Origin of the sequence: Mucilaginibacter mali, assembly GCF_013283875.1 — a bacterium.
GTDB classification, from domain to species: domain Bacteria; phylum Bacteroidota; class Bacteroidia; order Sphingobacteriales; family Sphingobacteriaceae; genus Mucilaginibacter; species Mucilaginibacter mali.
The window spans coordinates 1539352-1557967 of sequence record NZ_CP054139.1 but is presented as its reverse complement, the minus strand read 5'-3'; the positions used below and the strand labels follow the sequence as shown (position 1 = coordinate 1557967).

Here is an 18616-nt window from a genome sequence, read left to right as displayed (position 1 = left end):
ATTATATAAAAACTTACATTATAGTTTTAATACAAAAAACCCGACCTTGATTTCATAATAGCAACAAATCGGGTTAAAAGGCGACCTCCTCTTTCGCCGCTCGTGTTTATACTATATTAAAATAGGGTGTTTTCACGGGGTAAAATACGTGGTAGCACGGATACACCAGCCCCTTTTGTTATGCTACCTTTGAAACATCAATCTGCTACTATGGAGATCAAATTAAATATCATGGTTAAATTATTCATCGCCTTTTGCCTTGTTAGCTTGTTTTTGTTAGTACTGGCCAACTACGCCTGATACAATGAACAATTACACCGCTACCGCATAAACCAGTGGATGTAGCCGCAACTGCTGCAAACAAAACATGTTGCAGTTTTATCGGTCCACTCCAGGTTTAAAAAAGTGGTGGTTGGCGTATGCAATTGCTCGTGGCGGGTATAAAAGGTGTTGTTATCACAAAACTGGCACAACAGTCGTTTGCCGTCAATTTCATAACTTTTAGGTTCGTCGGCACTGAAAAAGCCCATAATTGTATTGCTTAAAATGAATGTTAAATTAATATTTTACGCTGCCGGGCAGCGTTTACAACAATAAGACTAAGGCTACAGCTAACTGTTACACTCCCAAAAGTTTTATTTAAGCTATAAAATCAAATAAAAAACCACTATAAACCACCTACAACACAAATGCATAATATTGATTTTATGTTAGTTACAGATTAAAGTGTTCAATAAGTCCAAAATGTGGATAAGTATTATACTTAACTAATCAGTAATTTCTTTTCAATATGTTAATATTGTGGGTGTTTAAAGCTGAATTTTCCAAAATCACTTATAAACAAAATACCAATAAATCGGTTAACACTTAAAAACTAAACAATTTATTCAATGGCAACAGCAGCATCAGGCGGCATTACCGCTTATTCAGTAAAAACCAAAACTAAAAATGTTCCAATGGTAGATCCTGTTATCGATGTAAAATCAGGCAGGTACATTGCAACCGGTACAGACGGACAAGGCAACAAAATGGCCGCTATATTAGGCAAAGCTACTGCCGAAGCGCATATCGCAGCAGGTAACGCTAAAAAAGGTTCAGGCTGGTAAGCAATAATCTTTTTACTTAATACTTTAAACCCGTTTATGGCGATGGCTGTAAGCGGGTTTATTGTTTTGTACAACTATGTCATTGCGAGCGATAGCGTGGACAACCGACCAACGGGAGCTCATTAATAACTTATAATAATCTCATAGGACATGCAACGAGGACCTTCCTATGAGATTGCTTCGTCGCTGTCGTTCCTTACAGCAATGACATGGAAACTGCCCACAAAAAAGGAACGCGCCTGTGCGGGCGCGTCCTCTCTCTCAAATTTAGGAATTAACTATTAGCAAAGACGCAGGCCTATTGCCTCTCTGCCCACAACACTCTTTATGCCTCTTTTTTTAAGCCCCTCTCCACTGGAGAGGGGTTTGGGGTGAGGCTTCTACTCCGCCGCGGCCCTGAACATCAGCGCTCCAACGGTTAAATTCGTACGGCTATCAATTAAAATGGCACGGCCATTCGCTTTGTTCTGCTGGTAAACATCAAAGGCCAGCGGATCGGCGGTTTTGATCACAATGCGGCCAATGTCGTTCAGTTTAAACTCTTCGTCATACAGTTTTTCCAGCGTGTTTATCTGCATTTTATACAGCACCTCGCTTATGCGGCAGCGCGTTACCTTGCTGTTGTGTTGTAGCAGGTAGGTTAATGTAGGGTCAAGCGGTTTAGTATCCATCCAGCACAGGTCGGCTTCTATCAGTTGCGATACGATAGGCGGCTGATTGCTCTTCACTAATATATCGCCTCTGCTGATATCTATCTCGTCCTTTAAATGCAGGGTAACCGACATACCGGCTACCGCTTCTTCCGGGCGTTTATCAAATAGCTCTATCCTGTCCAGCGTGGTCGTAAAGCCCGATGGCAATACGGTAACGCTATCGTTCAGTTTAAAACTGCCGCTAAGTACCTTACCGGCATAACCGCGGTAGTCGTGCAGTTCGTCAGTTTGAGGGCGTACCACCCATTGTACCGGCATGCGGGTAACATTGATTTCTTCGCCGGTATGAGTTTCTACGGTCTCCAGATGCTCCAACAGGTGGGTGCCTTTATACCAAAACATCCTGTCAGACGGATAGCAAACGTTATCACCCTTCAAGGCGCTAACCGGTATGTACTGCACATCTTTAAGGTTCAGTTTAACGGCTATTTTGGCGCGGTAGTCGGCAACGATCTGGTCAAATACTTCCTCGCTGTAATCCACCATATCCATCTTGTTAACGCAAACGATCACATGCGGGATTTCCAGCAGCGATACCAGGAACGAGTGGCGGATGGTTTGCTCGATAACACCTTTACGGGCATCTATCAAAATAATAGCCAGCCCGGCGTTAGATGCACCTGTAACCATGTTGCGGGTATACTGGATATGCCCCGGAGTATCGGCAATAATGAATTTGCGTTTCTCGGTCTGGAAGTATTTGTAGGCCACATCAATGGTAATCCCCTGCTCGCGCTCGGCTTTCAGACCGTCGGTAAGGATGGCCAGGTCGATGGTGCCATCATCATTCTTGCGGTTGCTGCGTTGCAGCGCTTCCAGCTGGTCATCAAGAATAGAATCCGTATCGTACAATAACCTGCCGATGAGGGTACTTTTTCCGTCATCCACACTACCGGCGGTTAAAAATTTAAGCATATTCATATTAAAAGTATCCCCCTTTCTTGCGGTCTTCCATGGCGGCTTCGCTCACTTTATCGTCCATACGTGCGCCGCGCTCGCTGATATTGCTGGCGCTTATCTCGGCTATAATATCATCTATCTCAAACGCGTACGATTCTACCGCCGCCGTGCAACTCATATCACCCACGGTGCGGAAGCGAACGTTCTTGCGTTGTACCACATCCTCGTCATCCATATTCAGGAAAGGTGATGCGGCCATCAGTTGCCCGTTACGGGTTATCACATCACGCTCATGCGCGAAGTAGATACTTGGCAGCGGGATATTTTCGCGGCGGATATAGTTCCACACATCCAGTTCGGTCCAATTACTGATGGGGAACACGCGTACGTTCTCGCCCTTATGTATCTTGCCATTATACAGGTCCCAAAGTTCAGGGCGCTGGCTTTTGGGGTTCCATTGGCCAAACTCATCGCGCACACTGAAAACGCGCTCTTTAGCACGGGCCTTTTCTTCATCGCGACGGGCACCACCTATACAGGCATCAAACTGATGCCTGGCAATGGTGTTTAGCAGGGTAACCGTTTGCAACTGGTTACGGCTGGCGTTTTTGCCTTTTTGCTCCACCACCCTGCCGGCATCAATATCATCCTGCACATGGCCGACGATCAGTTTCTCGCCAATGCGGGCTACCATCTCATCGCGGTAGCGGATGGTTTCCTCAAAGTTATGACCGGTATCTATGTGCACCAGCGGGAACGGGAACTTACCCGGTCGGAAAGCCTTCTCGGCCAGGCGCACCAGCGTAATAGAATCCTTACCACCCGAGAACAGCAACGCCGGCTTTTCAAACTGCCCGGCAACCTCCCGTAAAATATGGATAGCCTCGGCCTCCAACTCGTCTAAATAATCCGGTTTTGTCATTACTATTTTATCTCTTTTGCTCTCTAACCTTCATGTCATGCCGAACTTATTTCGGCACCCCATCAAACAGGTCATTCATACACATTTATTACTTTGCAAGTGAGATGCCGAAACAAGTTCGGCATGACACCTTAGTCTTTCTTTTTTTGGCGATGCCTGTGGCCCGGGCTATCCGTTCCAAGTCCTCGCTTTTCTTTCACTCATTCCCGCCCGCGCTCCGGGCTTTCCACTGCTATCCCTATCGCGGGGTTGCGGCTCTGCTTACCGCCTTACTCACCCCGACAACGCTTCGCTGGTCGGCCTCTCTTCGCTGCGCGGGTAGCCGGCAGGATTGCTTTTATCGATATAGCGATGGGTTTGAAACCCATCGCTACTGTTGTATCTCCCCTCTTTCCGCGCAGCGGAGAGAGGGTGGTCGGGCGAAGCCACGACCGGGTGAGTCTTCGCCACCAACCGGCTTTACAACGGCCTCAACTCCTTAGTCTCTTCATCGATAGTTGCATCCACGCTGTGCAACCCGCATTCCTTTTTCGATTGATCTTCCCACCACCATCTGCCCGCACGGAAATCCTCGCCGGGTTGTACCGCACGGGTACAGGGCGCGCAGCCAATACTGGGGAAGCCCCTGTCGTGCAGGGTATTGTAGGGCACATTATTATCGCGGATGTATTGCTTCACATCGCCCAGGTCCCAATCGTATACCGGGTGAAATTTCACCAGCTTGTTACCCTCGTCCCACTCCACATCCGCCATGTGCTGGCGGTTGGCCGATTGCTCTGCGCGGATACCGGTTATCCAGCACTGGTTGCCTGCAAGGGCACGCTTCAGTGGTTCTATCTTACGGATGTTGCAGCACTCCTTCCGGTTATCAACCGATTCGTAAAAACTATTCGGGCCCTTACGGCTTACCATCTGCTGCACTTTTTCCGCGTCAGGGAAATAAGCCTCTATCTGTTTGCCGTACATTTCCAGTGTGCGGTTCCATACATAATAAGTTTCGGGGAACAGGCGGCCGGTCTCCAGCGTAAATACCTTGATGGGGATATTATTGGCGAAGATCATGTGCGTGATCACCTGATCTTCCCAGCCAAAACTGGTGGAGAATACCACGCCACCGGGATAAGTATCGGCCAGATGCTGCAGGGCTTGCACGGGTGATAGCCCGGCTGTTTGTTGTTTGATATGTTCTACAAGGGCATTCATTAAATCACCTTCATTAAAAATAATACGATACTGCGCAGGCTGATGAGCATTACAATAATGCCCACCGCCACCATAATGGTTTTAACAGATATTTTGTTGGATACCCTAACCGCGATAGGCGCTGCCAACGCGCTGCCGATGATCAGCCCGGCCACGGCATCCCAACGGCTTTCATGACTGAGCATGGTAATGAACATAGTTGAGCTTACCATTGCGATAAAAAATCGCGACAGTTTAACTGTGCCCAGCGAAAAGCGAGGGTTACGACCGCCGGCAATTAAACTCGACAGCACGATAGATCCCCAGCCACCGCCGCCAACAGCATCAATAAAACCACCGCCAAAACCCAGCAGGGATATTTTCTTGATCTTATCGGCCGAGCGCTTCTTAGCCGATTTAAATGCTTTATTCAATATCACCCAGCCTAATATCAATGTATATACCGATACGACCGGTTTGGTGTAAGCACTATAATGTTCTAAAGATGATAACAGGAAAGCGCCGATCCCCGCACCGACCGCACCAGGTATCAACAACAACCAAAACAATTTCCAGTTGATATTATTCAGGCGGTAATGCATCCAGCCGGCAATCCCGTTGCTCATGATCTCGCTCAAGTGCACCGCCATACTGGCCGAAGCCGGCGGGATGCCCATGCTTAGCGAAAAACTGGTTGAAGTAACACCATACGACATGCCGATGGCCCCGTCTATCATGGCAAATAAAAACCCCGCACCTAAAAAATAATAGAATACCGGGTCGATATCGCGTATAAAAGCCTGGGCCGATGGATCTTTAAACCAAAGCGTAGTAACAATAATTAGTACCGACAGCACAATGGTACCCCATATCAGCCATTTAAAATTCTTTTTCTCTTCAACCGGTTTCTTTTGCTCAACCAGTACGGCGGTCAGCTTATTCAACTGGCGCACTTTTTCGCTGAAATCGCCATGCAGAGCGTTGCGTAGCTGGTTTACCTGGGTAAGAGTGGTATCTATTTCATCGGGGATGCCATCGTTCAAGACCTCCTTGATGCGCTTGGCCACTGTTGGCGATTTGCCGTTGGTGGAGATGGCTATCTTCAGATTGCCCTTTTGCACAATAGAACCCAAATAAAAATCGCACAGGTCAGGCTTATCGGCAATATTAACCAGCAACTTCCTGTCGCGGGCCGACTGGCGGATATAATCATTCAACTCGGGGTTGCCGGTAGCGGCTACCACCAGGTCGGCATTATCCAGATCGGTATCGGCAAAAGTTTTTTGCAGAATGGTAACCTGCTGATAAGCTGATGCCAAATGATGCACTTCAGGTACAAAACTGTTGGCAATAACCGTTACCCTTGCCTGCGGACTGTTACCAAGCAGGGCCGTCAGTTTTTCCAAACCGATATTGCCCGCGCCAATCAGCACCGTATGCAATTCGTTCAGCTTTAAAAACACCGGGAACAACTCGTTCTTGTCCGGCGCTTTCACTGCATCACCAGGTAACTCGTTATTCTTTGTCAGCAATGGCATAAAAATCTTTTATCGGCTGGAACTTCGGGTGCAGCGATACTACTTCGCCCAAAACAATCAGCGCCGGCGCTTTTATTTTATTTTCTTCAACTACCTCAACAATGGTATCAACCACGCCAATGGCAATTTGCTCATCGGCGGTAGATCCGCTTTGCACTATCGCTACGGGCAGTTTACCGCGGCCTTCGTTTTGATACAATTTAACTATTTCCTTCAGTTTATGCAATCCCATCAATACAACCACTGTAGCACGGCTGCGAGCCGCATCGTACAGGTCGTTAGACAGCATTCCGCTTGCTGTAGTACCGGTTACCACCCAAAAGCTTTCGGCCAAGCCACGGTGGGTTACCGGGATACCTTGCAAGCCGGGCACACCAATTGAGCTTGAAATGCCGGGGATTACCTGTGTAGGGATGCTATAAGCTGCCGCGTGATCCAGTTCTTCGTAACCACGGCCAAACACAAACGGATCGCCGCCTTTAAGGCGCACCACGTGCCCGTAGTTCAAAGCGTAATCAACCATTAACTTGTTAACCGCCTCCTGCGAATAGCTATGATCGCCGTTGCGTTTGCCTACATAAACCTTTACGGCGTTGGCCGGAGCAAACTGCAGCATCTCATCGTTCACCAATGCATCATACAAAACCACATCGGCGCTTTGCAGGGCGATGAGGCCTTTTATGGTGATCAGGTCGGTATCGCCCGGGCCTGCGCCTACCAAAGTAATGCGTGGTTCTTTTGTGTTTTGTGTTATCATGCCTGCACCGCTTCCTCTCTTTTTTCTTTTACCTGTGTTAAAAATAATTCCGCGTCGCGCAGGTAAGCAGCGGCAAACGCCTCTGTTGGTTCGTTTTTGTTGATCTGCAGTACCAGTTCATCAAAAGTTGTATTCAGCGACACTTCGCCAGTCTCCACATACTTCTCATCAAACGATTTGATGATGCCTGTCTGCGTACTGCTGTTCACACCCTTATCAAGCAATAAAGCTTTTGCCGAACTGATGAAAACGCTGTAACTATGATAAATGCTATCGGCCCAGCGCTGTTCGTTAAACGCGGCTTCGGCCCAGCCAAATTTCTCATCGCTTTCATATATCAGGGTGGCAACCAGGTCAATCATTACACCGGCGCACTCGCCCACGCCAATAGCGGTTTTAAAAGTTTCCTCGTGGCCCCAATCTACAAATTCCTCGTCAGTCAAATTGGTCAGATCGGCCAGTGGCTTCAGTAACTGGTAGAAATAATCCTTGCCATTACGGTCATAATAATCATGAAAAACCTCGCTCTCTACCGAATTAGCCTTATAGTCATTCAGCACCCAGCGCAGCACATTAGCAGCACGCTTCGCGGGAACTTTGATCACTTTATCAGCTGCACGGCCAATGCCATCGCCCACCGTACCACCACCCAGCAATACCTGCATTGATGGCAACACCCGGGTGCCTGCCTTTAGCGAACTACCGTGGAAGCCGATATGCGCCAGCCCGTGCTGACCGCAGCTATTCATACAGCCGCTTATTTTTATCTTGATATCGCGATTGTAAACAAAATCTTCATACTCGTTAAACACCACATCTTCCAGCACGCGCGCAAAGGTCATGCTGTTGCTGATACCCAGGTTGCAGGTATCTGTACCGGGGCAAGTGGTTACATCAGCCACACTGTCGAAACCCGGTTCGGCCAGGTTAACGGCCACTAAAGCTGCGTAAACGGCCGGCAGGGCTTCCTTGCGCACATATTTCAGTAACAGGCCCTGGTTAACGGTTACCCGCATTTCATCGGCTACCCATGGGCGTAAACCCTCCACCAGTTTGCGGGCTTCGGCGGTTTTGATATCGCCTACCGGCACTTTTACATATACCCCATAAAAACCGCTTTGCTTTTGTTCAAAAACATTGGTTGCCAACCATTGCTCATATTTCAAGCTAACCGGTGCTTGGGGGTAACTGGTATTTTCGGGAATAAAAGGCGTGGCGATAGTTGTCCTATCTATTGGGAAAGTTTTTACTTTATTGGCTACGCGCTCTAATGCTACCAGTCGCAGCAATTCATCCAAACCTAATTTGGCCACCACAAATTTCATGCGGGCCTTATTGCGGTTGTTGCGTTCGCCATAACGGTCGAACACGCGGATAACCGACTCGATAAACGGGATCAGTTCATCCTCAGGCAAAAATCCGTGTACAATGCTGGCAATAGCGGGTTGCGCGCCCAAACCACCGCCTAACAATACTTTAAAGCCGCGCTCCTCACCCCTCAATTTGGGAATAACACCTATATCATGAATGTAGGCGAAAGCAGTATCCGCATCGCTTGATGAAAAGGCGATCTTGAACTTGCGGCCCATTTCCTGGCAGATAGGGTTACGCAGAAAATATTGAAATGTAGCCTGCGCATAAGGCGAAACATCAAAGGGCTCCAGCGGATCGATACCGGCTGTTGGCGATGCGGTTACGTTACGCACAGTGTTACCGCAGGCTTCGCGCAGGGTAATATCATCCTGTTCCAGCTTGGCCCATAATTCGGGCGTACGGTCAAGGCTTACGTAGTGGATCTGTATGTCCTGGCGGGTAGTGAGGTGCAGGTTGCCGCTGCCATATTCGTCGGCTATATCGGCAATGCGCAATATTTGTTTAAAAGTAACCCTGCCAAAGGGCAGTTTAATGCGCACCATCTGCACACCGGGCTGGCGCTGGCCGTATATCCCGCGCGCCAAACGCAGGCTGCGGAATTTTTCTTCGTGTATGTTTCCCTCGCGAAAGGCACGAATTTTACGCTCCAGGTCAATAATGTCCTTTTCTACTATCGGGTTTTCCAGCTCGGTTCTGAAGCTTTGCATTTCTTATTTTCTTTTACCAATGATATAAAAAAGCCCCTGCGGCTTTTGGCTGTAGAGGCTGATATACAATATGTTGAATCAATCACTACCGCGTACTTCCGGCGTACATGCAGCACCAGATATGGTTAATATGGCAAGCCGGAATTACGTTCATGTTTCAAATATATATAAAGTCTACAGAAATAATAGAATTTATTTAAAATTTGTTACAATTGATTGCCTGAACCATGATTAAACAGATTTATAGGATAACAGGATCAGGTGTACAGATAAAATCTTGTCATCAGGTGAATCTGTTTAATCATGGTTCAGACTTTTCCGCATGCAGATACTTTCCTCAAGATCAATGTAAGGCCCGAATCCTGGGATATCTACGTAACCTGTTTTACGATATAAATGGTGCGCGTCGGAATTTTTCAGGCCGGTTTCCAGTACGGTATATGTGAAGCCCAGTTCACGTGCCCAGGCTTCCAGATCGCCAAGGATAAGCTTGCTGATGCCCCGGCCCCGCACATCCGGGTGAACGAACATTCGCTTTACCTCCACGGCCTCATTATCAAAAGGTTTGAAACAGCCGCAACCCACAGGCAGGCTATCAGCATAAGCAATTACCACGGTATCGTTATGTTCAATGATATTGTGCTGATCGTAGGTATCCATCAGGTCGGCGTACATCAGGCGCAGTTCGGCATCGAGCTGGGTTACTAAAGTGCGGAAGTGTGGATTGGCGCTGGTGGTGCGGAGGGTTTGGGCAGCATTCATTGGGCTAAGATAACTGAAGAACACCGCCATTTCAAGTATAATAGCTATTTGAAGAAAGGCTATTTTTCTGGTAAAGTTTCCTTATAATCTAACACAATAGGTTCTTTCCCTTTTTTATAAAGATATATTTTAAAGAACCCCGCGACTTAGCCATTGAATCCCCTACTTCAATTTTCGACGCCCATTGGGAAAGTGTAGAAAAAAGCCAGCCTGTTGAAAGTACCTCCATCTGTATGCTATGGTTTCGCTCATCGCAATAAATAGAATCAACTTTCCCATTAAATTGCTCAGCCAAATCATTTTTCATTATTATTTCCTTTCTGCTTGGCCCCAATAACGACCAAACGATCACCCCCAAAAGAAATAAATATATAACACCCCGAAACCAAAAGCCCAAAAGCCTGGTCGCTTTAGTATCGTCAAAAGGGCCAACCATTTTCACCGGATTACATCCTCCCCAAATGCTCCCACAAATGGATCACAAATACCCTATCCAACAGAAACAGCGAGGCGAACACCACGCTGGCAATGCCGTTGGTAGTCATAAAGGCGAAGTTTACCCGGCTCAGATCGTTTGGCTTAACCAGCAGGTGCTGATAGACCAGCATCGAACAAAAGAATACAATACCCACATAATACAATACCCCTACTGCTGTAAAAAACACCGGCAACATAATAAATATAGCCGACAGTACATGCAAAAAGGTAGACAGACGCAGGGCATTTATCTTACCCAGGTATGAGGGGATTGAGTGCAGGTTCTCGCTACGGTCGAAGTCTTCGTCCTGCAAAGCGTAGATGATATCAAAACCGCTCACCCAGCACAATACCGATAGCGAAAAGAATAAGGGCAGCAACTGGAACTCACCAGTTACCACCAAATACGCCCCGATAGGCGCCAGCGATAAGCCCAATCCCAAAACCAAATGGCAAAGCGCTGTAAACCTTTTGGTAGCGCTATATCCCAACACTACCAGCAAAGCCACCGGCGACAGGTAAAAGCACAGGGGGTTGATAAACCATGTAGTGGTGATAAATAACAAGCAGTTGATAATGGTAAACGTTAAACCCGCCTGCGGCGTAATACGGCCAGCCGGTATATCGCGTTGTTTGGTACGCGGGTTTTTAGCGTCTATATCCCTGTCCAGGTAGCGGTTAAACGCCATAGCCGAGTTACGGGCAAATACCATGCACAACACCATCAGCACCAGCAGTTGCCATTTAAAGGGGTGGCTGGTAGTAGTAACTGCCAAAAAGAAGCCGATAAAAGCAAACGGCATAGCGAATATGGTGTGCGAGAAAGTAACCAGGGATAGATATTTTTTCATTTGTAAACCGAAATGGTTTGCAAAGGTAGTAATGTTTCGGTTTATTTAAATCAATTGTCATTGCGAGCGATAGCGTGGCAATGACAATTGATTTAAATAAGCACTAACCTAAAAGCGTAGAAGTTGCTTCGTTCCGCGCAATAACGCGGGATTATAAAAACTACTCAAAACTCTTAAACTCCGGCACTACAAACCCCTGGTTAACGCCATCAATAAAATTCAAAACTTCATCCCTGCCCAACATATTTTCAGACGATGTAATGAAAATATCCGGCACTTCCTCAAAAGTAGTCAGCAGGGCCTTGCGGAACTTGGCGATGTTTTGATCGGTTTTGGTAGCCGATTGCTTATCAGCTTTGGTAAATATCAGCGCGAAGGGCAAACCCTTTTCACCCAGCACATTGCAAAACTCCAGGTCTATTTTTTGCGGCTCCAGGCGGCTGTCGATCAGCACCATTACGCATTGCAGGCTTTCGCGCTTGTTAAGGTAGTTGCGGATGAATTTATCCCAATCCTCCTTTTTACTTTTAGAGATACGGGCATAACCATACCCGGGCAGATCCACCAGGTACCAGTTATCGTTGATCAGAAAATGGTTGATCAATTGGGTTTTTCCCGGAGTTTGCGATGTTTTAGCCAAACCTTTTTTATTGGTCAGCATATTGATCAGCGATGACTTGCCTACGTTAGATCGGCCAATAAAGGCATACTCCGGCTTTACCGGCGGTGGCAGTTTGGATATCTGGGTGTTACTGCAAATAAAATCGGCTGATTTGATGATCATGGGGGCAAAGGTAGTGATTAAGATCAGAGATTAGTTAATCAGAGGTTGGAGATTAGTTTCCATCCGCTATGCGTACTAATCTCTGATTAACTAATCTCTAATCTCTGCCGCAGGCGTCAATACCTAATAATAATAGGCATACTACCCGATGGCCTTGGTGCCGGCTTTTCATCGCCTTTAACTGTCGATTTATTGAAGCGGTACTGGAATGTCAGCATAAAGTAGCGCTTTATAATTTGCGATTGGGTATCGGTAATGGTATTGGCGCCTACGTAACGGTAGTTGCTGATGTTTTGATTGAGGATATCATAGCAGGAGAGTTTGATCTCGCCATGATCCTTAGCCAAAAACTGGTGGGCCAGGTTAAGGTTAAGGAGGTTGCTGCTTTTTTGATAGCCCGGCGCCACCTGCGGGTTGAATTGATAGGTATAGTTTCCTTCCAGGTTAAATTTAGCCGGAAAGTACAGCATAAAATGCGCGCCGCCACTATGCGTCAGGTTGCTTTGGGCATTGTAGGCTACACCGGTGTAACGGGTATATACCTGCGATATGGAATAGTACGGATCGAACTGGACGATATCCTTATAATTAAGCGACACCCTTGGCGAGAAACTGGCCCGGTAGCTATTCTGAAAGCCGTCCTGGCGGTTGATCACAAAAAAATCGTGGTTTTGCGACAGGTTAACATTGGCGCTGATGCTGAGCTGAAGTTCCTTTGTTTTTTTTACCTGTTTAGATAAATACGCATAGGTACTCAAACCATAGCGCCCATCGCGGTTTATCGGCATGCTGGTTTCCACCAGCTGGCTATTGATGGTGCGCTGCCTGAAGATGCTATTCTCGTCGAAATTATAACTGCCGCTAAGGTTAAAACTCAGGCCCTTTTGATAATTGTAATTATTGTAGCTAACCGTGAACCTGTTACTGACAGCGGGTTTTAGATCAGGGTTACCTGTAACCGAACTCTGCGGACTGTATACGATGCTATATGGGATCATATCGCCAATGTTGGGGATATTGGCATTACGGCTATAGCCAATAGATATATGGTTTAAACGCAGGCTTACATTTGGCGTCAGGAAAAAGAATTGCTGTTTAATATCGTTATAGCCGCGCTGAAATATGTTAGTAACCTGCTGCCACTGTGTACTGAGGTGCCCTACAATACTGGTTTTCTGCGATATATTATAAGTAAAGCCGGGGTTGATGGTTTCTTTCCAGCTAATGCGGTTCAGATCACTGCTTAACATCAGTACAAAACTGTCGTATTCGCCGGTAATGGGGTTGTAATCGTAGGTAGATGCCTTATCCAGCGAGTTGTTATAATCAACGCCGCCGCTTACATCAATGTTCAGTTTCTTTTCTATCACCTGTTTGCGATAATTGGCCGATACGGTTCCGCTGCTGCTCTTACTCAGGTTATCGGCAAAGCGCTTCAGCAGGTACGATGGTAACGCACCCACATACGAGGTGAGGTTCTGGTTGTCGTAACTGTTGTTTTTATAGCCCGGGTTGATGTTCAGATTGTGATCAATTCCCCACGATGACCCCTTTTTATCAAGCTGATGATTATAGTTGAGCGATTGACTGAACGACGCGCTGCTGTTTGACGAATTACTGCTGTTGAGCGAGTTGTTGATAGGGTTTACAAAATTACTGTAGCTATTGCTGCCGTTGGCATTGCTCGATGATCCGCTGGCGATGGTGGCATTGGGCGTATACCGCAACTGCGTAGCGTCGTCCGGTTTCCAGGTAAGCGAACCGCTGATCAGGTGATTATCGCTCAGTGTCATCCTGTCGCTGGCCGAACCGGTGATTACGGTGGTATCCTTTAAAAACTGCTGTTGATTGGTGATGGTGTTATAGGCAGAGTTGGTATGCCGATACAGATATGATAGGTTTACCTTAAACTTCTTGCCATAATCGGTATTAATATTGATCCCGGTTGATGTAGCTGTTTGCCGGCCATTGCCGCCGCCAAAGTTAAAGCCAATTCCCGAGCGTGAAAAGGCGCCGCCATCGCGGTTGCCCCCACCATTGGTATACAGGTCGTTAAAATCGAACCCGGTACTGTTCAGGTTATTGGTATACCCCAGGGCGCTTACCTGCAGGGTATCTTTAAACATGTTGAACAAACCGCCGGTTTGGTAATGATCCTGCGTGCCAGCACCCGCATACATTTTACCGAAAAGACTTTTTTTCAGCGCTTTTTTAAATTTCAGGTTGATGATCTTGTTCACCTCATTGTCAGGGATCAGGTGGTTCGGATCATTTTCACGGTCATCATATACCTGCACTTTTGATATCAGATCTGCATCCAGATTTTTTGAAGCGATACGCAGATCGCTGGAGAAAAACTCCTTGCCGTCAACCAATATCTTGCTAACATCTTTGCCCATTACCGTTATTTTGCCGCTGTTGTCTACCTCCACACCCGGCAGTTTTTTCAACAGGTCTTCGGCAACGGCGTTGGGTTTGGTTTTAAAGGCGCCGGCGTCAAATTCAATGGTATCCTTGCGGATGGTAATGGGCATGCGCTCGGCGGTGATGGTTACCTCGTTCAATAGCTTCGGGGCCATTTCAATGGTGCCCATGTTCAGCGTTTGCCCTTTTATCAGCGTGAAGAATTTCACATACGGCCTAAAGCCAACAAAAGATATCACTGCCTTTAACGGCACTGCGCTGGGCAGATTACGGACATTAAACAAGCCATCCTTATCGGTTTGGGCGTAAGCTATCAGTGCTGCCGCGGTGGTATCTTTGGCGTGCAGAACGGCTACAGTAACTATTTCAACAGGTTTTTTATCGGCAGAATCAATGATCTTTCCCTTTATCTCGGCGCGGTTTTGTGCCATACCCATAAATGCCAATAATACCAGCAGGGCAGGCAGCAATAATTGTTTGTACATTAAGTAACTATAAGGTTAGTTTGTTTCCAAATATGTAGAAATACTTTTATATCTGGCAAGTCGGGGTGATATTATTTTGTAATATTTAGGTTATTAAATTTCTGATCGTAATAAAGCATCAGGCACCCACTTGCACCATTTACCCGCTTTTAGCATATTTACAGCATGAGCAAAAACCTTGTCCTTATTGTAGCATTTTTAGCGGTCTGCACTTTAGCCTGCGCGCAGCCCAAAGCACAAAACCTGTCATCGATAGATCCACGCCTCATCAACGGCTTCACAATGACCCCGATGAAACTAACCGCAGCCGAATTTAAAGGCAACGCGCCCACCGGTAACGACAACGCATCGAACACTAAAATGCTCATCGGCCTGCGTAAGTTGCAAACTTTACAGGTAAACGGCAGTAAGTCGAAATATTTTTTCCAGATCATCCCCTACTTCTCATTCAATTCCTGGCTGGCCGATACGGTGAAGCATAACCCCGACCTACAGGCCAAAGTGCTTAACCACGAACAGGGCCATTACGATATCCACCTGCTGATGGCTGCCGAATTAAAGACACAATTGAGCGAAACCTTTTTCGACAGCCGCGATTATGCCGCCGGGATATTGGGTATACGCGATCAGCTGTCGCGAGATGAGGCCCGCATCAATACCGTTTACCAAAAAGAAACCAATAACGGCCGCAATGCCGATGCCCAAAAGCAATGGGACAAAGTGATCAGCAGGGCATTGCAGGCTAAAAGCTGGGGGATGCTGGTGGCTTACATAAAAGGGAAAGTTTGATAAATAAAGCTGAATTATAGTAAACATTACATTTATATAACAACAATTCAAATCCGTCTGTTTAAATTTACATGTTTAAACACATAATTTAAAATGAGCGATTACAAGATACCCGCGCAAACCCGCATCGGGCATGTGCACCTGAAAGTGAGCGATCTGCAAAAGTCGTTAGATTTTTATTGCGGCCTGCTGGGTTTTGAACTGATGATGAAGTATGGCGATCAGGCCGCTTTTATATCGGCCGGCGGCTACCACCACCACATCGGTCTGAACACCTGGCAAAGTAAAGGCGCCCCTCCGGCCCCCGAATTTGCGCCGGGTCTTTATCATACCGCCATCCTGTTTCCCGGGCGTAAGGATCTGGCCGTTGCCCTTAAACGCCTGCTGGATGCCGGTTACCCGGTAACCGGAGCGTCGGACCATGGCGTATCTGAAGCGATATACCTTGATGACCCCGACCAAAACGGTGTTGAACTTTACTGGGACCGCCCGAAGGAGCAATGGCCGGTTGACGAAAACGGTAAGCTTACAATGTTTACCCGCCGGTTGGATGTGGAGGGGTTGCTGAAACTGGCAGAGTAAATGTCTTTTTAAATATTTGTCATTGCGCGGAGATTAGCTTTGGAATATGTGGAGGAGCGACATGGCAATCTCTTAGGTTGTAAACTTGCTATGAGATTGCCACGCTATCGCTCGCAATGACAACTTAGGGAAGCCATCAGGTGAAAACACGTATCCCAAAAACGTAAAATCACCCGGTGAATAATGTAATTATTAATCCAATTTTAACTTATAAATAGCATGGTGCTATTTATATTTGATTGATTATTAACCCACGATAGTTCACATTATCCCTAAACCCATTGCCATGTTTGAAAACAGATCAAACGGTGCCGGCTTCTCGGTGAAAGCCTGGCGCGGAGATGCTAAAACCTTGCTTGCCTTTAATTTTGCTAATGACACACCCGTAACCAACCTGGCCGGGTTCTCCATTTGCGTAAAGCCCGGCACTAAGCCCGATTATTACCTTTTAAATAACCTTACCCTGGCACCGGGTGCCCATGCCCTTGTAGCTAATGAACCGGCAAACTCAACCGCCAACGCCCCTATTCAAAAATTCAGGTGGTTGCATGTGCCCGGTCAGTTTCACCAGGACGAAGGTGTTTTTTACGGCAATTATACCTATACCATCACCCCGCGATATTTTGACGCGGCAGGACTGCTCAAAGCTATCGATACCACACTCAGCGTTTCGGTTGATATTGTTGTAGATCGTTTTTCCATAGATGAGGTTAAACTGGGCTTTACCCGCGGTTTTGTGCAATCGCAGGCGTTTACACGCCACTTTGGCAAGGATGCCGATTTTCGCCCCGTCGGCAAACAGTTATTATTTGATACTACCGTTAATGCCGGCACCAATGCTGCCGGGCAATCATACACTTTCCAGGACGAATACGAATGGTCGGGTTTTACAGCGCGCGAGCGGATATTTGAGGTGATCAATGAAGTTACTGCCGACCCAAGCCTGTCGGTAGATATTTTCGCTTACGACCTGAACGAGCCTGATGTTTGCGCAGCTTTCATTAAACTGGCTGCCCAGGGCCGCATCCGGATGATACTGGATAACGCAGCCCTGCATCACCCCGGTAAACCGGAGGATGATTTTACCGATCAGTTTAAAGCAGCAGCTACCGGCAACGCCGCTATTATGCGCGGCAAGTTTGGCCGTTACGCACATCATAAGGTGTTTATTGTTTATAAAAACGCGCCACATACTGCACCGCAGCCGGTTAAAGTACTTACCGGCTCTACCAATTTTTCGGTTACGGGTATGTATGTTAACTCAAACCATGTGCTGGTGTTTAACAATCCGCAAATAGCCGGGGCATATGCCGCTGTGTTTGCCGAAGCCTGGAAAGACAAGGTAAGCGTAAGCTTCAATCAATCGCCACTGGCCGAAATAGCTTCGGTATTTGAAACCGGCGATGCGGAACCACTGACCATCAGTTTTTCGCCGCATCCCGACGATATCGCCAAAAACGTGCTTGATGAAGTGGCCAACCGGGTAAATGCCGCTACCAGCAGCGTGCTCTTCGCCGTGATGGATATGGCAGGCGGCGGATCGGTATACCCGGCATTAACCCACCTGCACGAAAACCAGGATATCTTTAGCTATGGCATATCCGATGCCCCGGGCGCGGGTACCTACCTGTATAAACCGGGCAATAAAACCGGCGTGCTGGTAGGTGGCAAGCCCGGCACCACCATACTACCGCCACCCTTTAATAAGGAACGCTCCATATCCTTCGGGCACCAGGTGCACCATAAGTTTATCATCTGCGATTTTAATACCGACCATGCCGTAGTTTTCTGCGGCTCATCAAACCTGGCCGAGGGCGGCGAAAAAGCAAACGGCGACAACCTGATCCGCATTGCCAACCCTGATATTGCTACAGCGTTTGCTATTGAAGCCATTGGTCTGGTAGATCATTTTGACTTCCGCAACGCGCATGCCGCACCTAAAAAAGACACCGCTAAACCAGCTATTAAAGGCGAGGATAATACAACCGCATCAAAAAAGGCCGCCACGCACCCTGCAACACATACGCTAAATCTTTATAATAACGATAGCTGGGCCAAACGCTATTTCGACCCTAAGGACCTGCATTGTACGGATAGGGTTTTGTTTGGGTAAGCTATATCATCTGTCATTGAGGAGAGCGTAGCAACGCGGCAATCTCATAGGCAAGTCCCCGTTGCTTGTCGTCTGAGATTGCCGCGCTATCGCTCGCAATGACAATCTTGTTATTGACGGCTCACCACTTGTTAAAAAATTATTACCTTA

General features: G+C 47.2%; 15 protein-coding genes. 4 read left to right on the top strand and 11 right to left on the bottom strand.

What is annotated here, in order from left to right:
• Positions 1-320: 320 nt before the first annotated feature.
• Positions 321-530 carry a hypothetical protein gene (locus HQ865_RS06720; RefSeq protein ID WP_173414153.1) on the bottom strand — a complete coding sequence of 70 codons (210 nt, stop codon included), beginning with the start codon at positions 528-530 and terminating at the stop codon, positions 321-323.
• Positions 531-890: 360 nt separating this feature from the next.
• Between HQ865_RS06720 and HQ865_RS06715 the strand changes: the two genes are divergently transcribed.
• Positions 891-1106, top strand: coding sequence for a hypothetical protein (locus HQ865_RS06715; protein ID WP_173414152.1), 216 nt, complete (start codon positions 891-893; stop codon positions 1104-1106).
• A gap of 380 nt (positions 1107-1486) precedes the next feature.
• On the opposite strand, the gene HQ865_RS06710 is transcribed toward HQ865_RS06715, so the two are convergent.
• The 10 genes from HQ865_RS06710 to HQ865_RS06665 all read right to left on the bottom strand — a co-directional run bounded on the left by HQ865_RS06710 (position 1487) and on the right by HQ865_RS06665 (position 14982).
• A complete protein-coding gene (locus HQ865_RS06710; protein WP_173414151.1) occupies positions 1487-2740 on the bottom strand; it encodes a sulfate adenylyltransferase subunit 1 in 1254 nt (417 codons plus the stop codon).
• 1 nt (position 2741) lies between these two features.
• On the bottom strand, positions 2742-3641 hold the full coding sequence (gene cysD / locus HQ865_RS06705) for a sulfate adenylyltransferase subunit CysD (RefSeq protein ID WP_173414150.1): 900 nt from the start codon (positions 3639-3641) through the stop codon (positions 2742-2744).
• Between the two features lie 459 nt (positions 3642-4100).
• Positions 4101-4844 (bottom strand): phosphoadenylyl-sulfate reductase, encoded by a 744-nt coding sequence (locus HQ865_RS06700; RefSeq protein WP_173414149.1) that lies wholly within the window; start codon positions 4842-4844, stop codon positions 4101-4103.
• Positions 4844-6361 carry a TSUP family transporter gene (locus HQ865_RS06695; RefSeq protein WP_173414148.1) on the bottom strand — a complete coding sequence of 506 codons (1518 nt, stop codon included), beginning with the start codon at positions 6359-6361 and terminating at the stop codon, positions 4844-4846. The genes HQ865_RS06700 and HQ865_RS06695 overlap by 1 nt, the downstream gene beginning before the upstream one ends.
• Positions 6339-7118: a uroporphyrinogen-III C-methyltransferase gene (cobA, locus tag HQ865_RS06690; protein ID WP_173414147.1), complete on the bottom strand. Its 780-nt coding sequence runs from the start codon at positions 7116-7118 to the stop codon at positions 6339-6341. Before cobA ends, HQ865_RS06695 begins: the two co-directional genes overlap by 23 nt.
• Positions 7115-9199 carry a HEPN domain-containing protein gene (locus HQ865_RS06685; RefSeq protein ID WP_173414146.1) on the bottom strand — a complete coding sequence of 695 codons (2085 nt, stop codon included), beginning with the start codon at positions 9197-9199 and terminating at the stop codon, positions 7115-7117. The genes cobA and HQ865_RS06685 overlap by 4 nt, the downstream gene beginning before the upstream one ends.
• A gap of 297 nt (positions 9200-9496) precedes the next feature.
• Positions 9497-9961 carry a GNAT family N-acetyltransferase gene (locus tag HQ865_RS06680; RefSeq protein ID WP_173414145.1) on the bottom strand — a complete coding sequence of 155 codons (465 nt, stop codon included), beginning with the start codon at positions 9959-9961 and terminating at the stop codon, positions 9497-9499.
• 446 nt (positions 9962-10407) lie between these two features.
• Positions 10408-11289, bottom strand: a complete 882-nt coding sequence (locus tag HQ865_RS06675) for a UbiA-like polyprenyltransferase (RefSeq protein WP_173414144.1) — start codon at positions 11287-11289, stop codon at positions 10408-10410.
• A gap of 160 nt (positions 11290-11449) precedes the next feature.
• Positions 11450-12073, bottom strand: a complete 624-nt coding sequence (gene yihA, locus HQ865_RS06670) for a ribosome biogenesis GTP-binding protein YihA/YsxC (RefSeq protein WP_173414143.1) — start codon at positions 12071-12073, stop codon at positions 11450-11452.
• Positions 12074-12189: 116 nt separating this feature from the next.
• Positions 12190-14982 (bottom strand): outer membrane beta-barrel protein, encoded by a 2793-nt coding sequence (locus tag HQ865_RS06665; protein ID WP_173414142.1) that lies wholly within the window; start codon positions 14980-14982, stop codon positions 12190-12192.
• Positions 14983-15147: 165 nt separating this feature from the next.
• Here HQ865_RS06665 and HQ865_RS06660 point away from each other — a divergent pair, with 165 nt between their 5' ends.
• The 3 genes from HQ865_RS06660 to HQ865_RS06650 all read left to right on the top strand — a co-directional run bounded on the left by HQ865_RS06660 (position 15148) and on the right by HQ865_RS06650 (position 18466).
• On the top strand, positions 15148-15771 hold the full coding sequence (locus HQ865_RS06660) for a hypothetical protein (RefSeq protein ID WP_173414141.1): 624 nt from the start codon (positions 15148-15150) through the stop codon (positions 15769-15771).
• A gap of 93 nt (positions 15772-15864) precedes the next feature.
• Positions 15865-16353, top strand: a complete 489-nt coding sequence (locus HQ865_RS06655) for a VOC family protein (protein WP_173414140.1) — start codon at positions 15865-15867, stop codon at positions 16351-16353.
• 286 nt (positions 16354-16639) lie between these two features.
• Positions 16640-18466 (top strand): phospholipase D-like domain-containing protein, encoded by a 1827-nt coding sequence (locus HQ865_RS06650; protein WP_173414139.1) that lies wholly within the window; start codon positions 16640-16642, stop codon positions 18464-18466.
• The last annotated feature ends 150 nt before the right edge of the window (positions 18467-18616 follow it).